The 6,342-nt window shown below is 37.5% G+C and carries 3 protein-coding genes; all 3 read left to right on the top strand.

Features of this window, described 5'->3' with window-relative positions:
• The coding region (locus tag ACESNQ_RS08615) for an SspB-related isopeptide-forming adhesin (protein WP_373076216.1) at positions 1-2,904 on the top strand (2,904 nt) is incomplete at its 5' end.
• 189 nt (positions 2,905-3,093) lie between these two features.
• Entirely contained in the window at positions 3,094-3,801 is a 708-nt protein-coding gene (locus tag ACESNQ_RS08610) for a glucosamine-6-phosphate deaminase (RefSeq protein WP_373076215.1), read from the top strand.
• 280 nt (positions 3,802-4,081) lie between these two features.
• The coding region (locus tag ACESNQ_RS08605; RefSeq protein ID WP_373076213.1) for a Spy0128 family protein at positions 4,082-6,342 on the top strand (2,261 nt) is incomplete at its 3' end.

The following is a 6,342-nucleotide window of genomic DNA, read 5'->3' as shown; positions in this document are numbered from 1 at the left end:
TTCGACGCTAACAACAAGGATAACATCCAAACAGTAAGTATTTCTGATGACTTCGATGAAACAAAAGTTGATGTAGACGCTTCAGCTATCAAGGCTTACGATTCTGTAACTGGTGTTGATGTGACTGACAAGTTCGACATCAAGGTTGAAAATGGTGTTATGACCGCAACTCTTAAAACTGGCTTCACGAAGTCACTTGGAGACGCAGATGATACACAAATCATCGACACAACAAAATTTGCATTTGAACGTTACTACAAATTTGATATCCCAGCAACTGTTAAAACAGACGTTGAAGGTGGAGTAGACATCGAAAATACAGCAGCTCAAATTGTAAACTACTACAACCCAAGCACGAAGAAAGTTGAAAAACCAGAAAAACCAACTGAAAAACGTGTTAACTCAGTTCCAATTGAAGTCGAATTCAACTTCACTAAGAAATTGGAAGGCCGTGAGTTGAAAGCTGGCGAATTCAGCTTCGTATTGAAAGACTCTAAAGGTACTGAAATCGAAACAGTTCAGAACGACAAAGACGGAAACGTTAAGTTCAAAGCAATTGAGTACAAGAAAGGCGAAGAAGGCACTTACAAGTACACAATTGAAGAAGTTAAAGGATCTGATGCGACAGTCACATACGACTCTATGAAGGCTGAAGTAACAGTAGTAGTTGAACACAAAGGTACAGCTAAAGCACTTGTGAAGACAGTGACTGACGCTCCAGATAAAGAGTTCAATAACACTGTGACTCCACCAGAAGAACCTAAGTTCCAACCAGAGAAATACGTTGTAACTGAAGAGAAGTACTTAATTACTGAAAACAAACTTCTTGATGATGATTCTGAATTGGCAGACAAGTACGGAGATACGAACAAAGATCCATACGTAGATAAGACTGACAACAACGAAGCAGAAAACTTGAATACTAAGACTGTTAAACCTGGTGCGAAATTGGTTTACCAAGTATGGCTTGATACAACTAAGTTCGACGCTAACAACAAGGATAACATCCAATCAGTAAGTATTTCTGATGACTTCGATGAAACGAAGGTTGATATAGATGCTTCAGCTATTAAGGCATATGACTCTGTAACTGGCGCTGATGTGACTGACAAGTTCGACATCAAGGTTGAAAATGGTGTGATGACCGCAACTCTTAAAGCTGGCTTCACCAAGTCACTTGGAGACGCAGACAATACACAAATCATCGACACAATTAAATTCGCTTTTGGCCGCTACTATAAATTCGATATCCCAGCCGCTGTTAAAACAGACGTTAAAGGTGGAGTAGACATCGAAAATACAGCAGCGCAAATTGTAAACTACTACAACCCATCTACGAAGAAAGTTGAAAAACCAGAAAAACCAACTGAAAAACGTGTCAACTCTGTACCAATTGAAGTCGAATTCAACTTCACTAAGAAATTGGAAGGCCGTGGGTTGAAAGCTGGCGAGTTCAGCTTCGTATTGAAAGACTCTAAAGGTACTGAAATCGAAACAGTTCAGAACGACAAAGATGGTAAGGTGAAATTCGCTAAACTTGAATTCACTAAAGCTCAAGTTGGAACTCATAAGTACACTGTAGAAGAAGTTAAAGGATCTGATGCGACAGTCACTTACGACTCTATGAAGGCTGAAATCACAGTAGAAGTTAAATACGCTGGTACAGCTAAAGCACTTGTGAAGACAGTGACAGACGCTCCAGATAAAGAGTTCAATAACACTGTGACTCCTCCGGAAACTCCTGAGTTTAACCCAGAAAAATATATTCTTAACGAAGAGAAATTTGACATTACTGGAACTAAACTTTTGGATGATGATAAAGAGTTAACTGATAAAGTAGTTGACACCAACAAAGATCCATATGCGGACAAAGTTGATAATAATGAAGCGCAAAATATCAATACTCAAACACTCCATAAAGGTGATAAGGTAGTTTACCAAGTATGGCTTGATACAACTAAATTTACAGAAGCTCACAATATTCAATCTGTTGGAATTACAGATAAATATGACAGTGAAAACTTGGATGTTAATGTAGCTGATATTAAAGCTTACGATTCAGTAACTGGTGAAGATGTAACCGCTAAATTTGATATCTCAATTGTGGATGGTGTCATTACTGCTACGTCTAAGGCTGAATTGACTAAGTCACTTGGAGATGCAGAGAATACACAAGTAATCGACACTGCTAAATTAGCATTTGGACGTTACTACAAGTTTGATATTCTTGCACGAATCAAGGATACTGCTAAGGAAGGTGTAGATATTGAAAATACAGCTTCTCAAATCGTTCACCAATACGATCCGACTAAGAAATCAGTTGAAAAACCAGAAAAACCAACTGAAAAACGTGTTGTAAATATTCCAGTTAAAGTTGAATTCAACTTCACTAAGAAATTGGAAGGCCGTGCACTGAAGGCTGGCGAGTTTACTTTTGTACTAAAAGACAAGGATGGAAATGTGATTGAAACTGTAAGCAATGATGCTGAAGGTAAGATCAAGTTCTCAGCTCTTGAATTCAAACGTGGTCAAGAAGGTACATATATCTATCACGTAGAAGAAGTACAAGGTACAGAGGCTGGAGTTGAGTACGATAAGATGGTAGCGACTGTTGGAGTTACTGTAACTAAGGATGGTAAAGTGTTGACTCTTACTTCACAAATGCCTGAAGATACTGAGTTTAACAACAAGGTAACACCGCCAACACCGCCAACACCGCCAACACCGCCAACACCACCAACACCACCGACACCACCAGTAACGCCACCAACTCCTGAAAAACCTAAAGGTCGTGAGTTGCCAAATACTGGTGAGCAATCTAAAGTTGGATTAGTTGCTCTAGGTGCAGCCCTTGGTCTAGTAGGACTTGGTTTAATTGCAAAACCAAAAAGACGTGAAGACTAAGATTGAGATGACATCAGTATTTTGGTGTTGAAATAGCAATTTTAGCTCTAACATAAAAGGCTTTGCTCGAAAGAGCAGGGCCTTTTTTACTTAACTTTATCCTATAAAATTTAAAATATTAAACCGTTTACACTTGACAAAAATTGGTCTATACCATATAATGAAATAAAGAAATACGGAGGAACAATTATGAAAGTTATTCAAGTAAAAAATCCTGAAGAAGGTGGAAAAGTAGCTTTTGAAATTTTAAAAGAAAAGTTAGCAAACGGTGCTCAAACATTAGGACTTGCGACAGGTAGCAGTCCGCTTGAATTTTATGGAGAAATCGTTAAGAGTGACCTTGATTTTTCAAATCTTACAAGTGTTAACTTGGACGAATATGTAGGACTTGATGGAGAGAACCCTCAATCTTATCGTTACTTTATGCAAGAAAATCTATTCAATAAAAAGCCATTCAAAGAAAGCTTTTTACCGCGTGGAGTAAAAGATAATGCAGAAGAAGAAGTAGAACGCTATAATCAAATTCTTGCAGATCATCCAGTTGATTTGCAAATATTGGGAATTGGCCGAAATGGACATATTGGCTTCAATGAGCCAGGAACTCCATTTGATAGTCAAACTCATCTTGTGGATCTTGATCAGTCAACTATTGAAGCAAATGCTCGCTTCTTTGAAAAAATCGAAGACGTCCCAACACAAGCTATCTCAATGGGGATTAAAAATATTCTAGATGCAAAATCTATTCTTCTCTTTGCTTATGGTGAGTCTAAGGCAGAGGCTATTGCAGGTACAGTTGAAGGTCCTGTGACTGAAAGCCTTCCGGCAAGTAGTTTGCAAAACCATCCAGATGTAACCATTATTGCGGATGCAGAAGCACTTAGTTTATTAAAGAAATAGTTCTCATAAAAATGAAAACCATTCGAAAATTTTCGAATGGTTTTTGTAACTTTATGAAAATTTATGTATATGAAAAAATGAAATTATAATAAAAACGTATATTATGACTTAAAAACTTATAATTGTAAAGAAATAAAATAATTATATTTGTAATTTATTAAAAATATGGGCTTTTGAGCCTTGATTGCTTTGACATTTAAGTTGAAATTTAGTACTATTATCTTGGATTATTTAATAATTCAATATATTTTAAAAAAATAGGGAAAGAAGGAAATATTTAATGGTGAAAAAGATAAAGAAAAAGCCGTTTATAATATTTTTTGTATCAGTTCTGACCTTCTTGAGCGCATTGTTCTTATCGACCAATGTCGCTTATGCAGATGGGAAAGAATTAACGGGTGTAGTAACTGATATAAGTGTCCTCAATATGTCGGATTCCAAATTGGAACCGAATAGTGACGGTACTTATCAGATTATTACCAATCGTTCAAATCAGTTCTTTGTTCAATTTGACCTCAAGCAATATGATGGTAAATTGGCCAATGGCGATTACTTTGATGTAGATATTCCTACACCGGTAACCGTCTACAATGGAAAGACTGAATTGTTCGATAAGGAAACAAAAGTAAATATCGGTACAGTAGTTGTTACTGCCAATGGTGATAACCAAGGTGGTAAGGCACGTGTAACTTTGAAGAACCTTGATGAGTTCCAAGCTAAAACAGGCGGGGATGTCGTTAAGGGCGTAAAAGGAAATTATGCAATTTCTTTCTTGTTCAAGAGTGACCAAACAGCAACACCAATCACTTTCGAAAACAAAGGTGTTGGTAAAGCAATCACACATACCTTTACATCTAAGACAGTTGACAGCAAGCAAGAAGGTTTCGAAAACTTTGCTAAGGTTGGTAACGATGTAGTAAGTAAAGAATGGACTTCAGCAAAGTTAGCAGCAATTGGTTCAGTAGGTAAAGGTGACGTATACTCTCCATGGAGAATTCGTGTCAATACTGGAAGACAAGACTATGGTAAAAACTTAGTTTTGAATGACTTCCTTCCAAATACATCTGAATTTGCTCCTATCCAGTATATCCCAGAGTCATTGGTAGTTTATTCTTCTGCTACATTGAACGATGGTAGTTCTCAAGTTCCGGATGATGCTAAGAAGATGGTAGAAGGTACTGACTATACTGTAGCTTGGAATGAGAACTATACTCAGTTCAAGCTTATCTTTGCAGATGGATCTAAATCATACTGGGTTGAATACCATACCACAACACCAGGTGATGGTAGAAAAGTTCAAAACGTTATCCAGTTGACTACAGCAGATGGAACTGCACTTCCTTTCCGCAGTAATCGCACAAATTTAGAATTCAAAGCTGAACGTGTATCTCTTGTAAAAGGACAAATCGAAGCTTCTACAGCCTTCAAGATTAAGATCAACAAGACAAATGCTTTCACATTGGTTCCAGTTGCAGGTGCGGTTTACACAGTTAACTCAGAAGATGGGACTATCTCTACAGAATTGACTACAAATGAAAAAGGTGTGGCAATCTCTGATGAGTTTGATCAAAAATATGTTGGTAAGACATTCATCATCAAAGAAAAGACAGCTCCTGCTGGATATACTCTTGATGAAAAAGAATATAAGGTAGTTCTTGGAGCCGAAGGTTCTAAGATTAACCTTCAAGACGAACCAATCGCAGCAGATTTCTCAATTACTGCTAAGAAAGTAATTGCTGGAAATCGTCCAGTAGCCTTGAAAGATGGTGAGTTCAAGTTTGATTTGTACAATGCAAACAACTTGACTACTCCAATTGCTTCAACAACAAACAAAGCAGATGGAAGCATCACATTTGAAGGTTTGAAAGCTAAAGGTCCTGGTACCTACAACTATGTCATCAAAGAAAATACTGAAACAAAAGTTCCTGGTATCACATTTGATGAAAACTCATACGAAGTAACAGTTGTTGTCAAAGCTCAAGGTGGAACACTTAAAGCTGAGGTTACAACTCAAACACCTACTTTAACAAATACATATGAGCCATCACCTGCTCGTGCTACATTCAAAGCAACTAAAGAATTAGTTGGTAAAGAACTTGCTAAAGAACAATTTGAGTTTGAATTGAGCGAAGGTGGAAAAGTCATTGCAACATCATCAAACGGTAAGACAGTTAATGGTGTTGAAGCAGCAACAGATGAAGTAGTCTTCTCAGTTCTCTATACTGAAGCTGGAGACCACGAATATACAATTACAGAAAAAGCTGGTACAGCAGAAGGAGTTACATACTCTAAAGAAAGCTACACAGTTCATGTTAAAGTTGTAGATAATGGTGAAGGTAAACTAGTTGCAACTGTTAAAGAAGCAGATTCAACTCGTAAGTTCACAAACACTTACACTACAACAACAGAGGCTCCAACAACAACTGAAGCTCCAACAACAACTGAAGCTCCAACAACAACAGAGGCTCCAACAACAACTGAAGCTCCAACAACAACTGAAGCTCCAACAACGACTGAAGCTCCAACAACAACTGAAGCTCC

Source organism: Streptococcus infantis (genome assembly GCF_964243025.1).
Taxonomy (GTDB): Bacteria; Bacillota; Bacilli; order Lactobacillales; family Streptococcaceae; genus Streptococcus; species Streptococcus infantis_N.
The sequence above is the reverse complement of the archived record's forward strand: the minus strand, read 5'-3'. Positions and strand labels throughout refer to the sequence as shown.

Excerpts from the sequence above, each read along its gene's own strand:
- ACESNQ_RS08610 (WP_373076215.1), top strand. The coding sequence starts at position 3,094 with ATGAAAGTTATTCAAGTAAAAAATCCTGAAGAAGGTGGAAAAGTAGCT.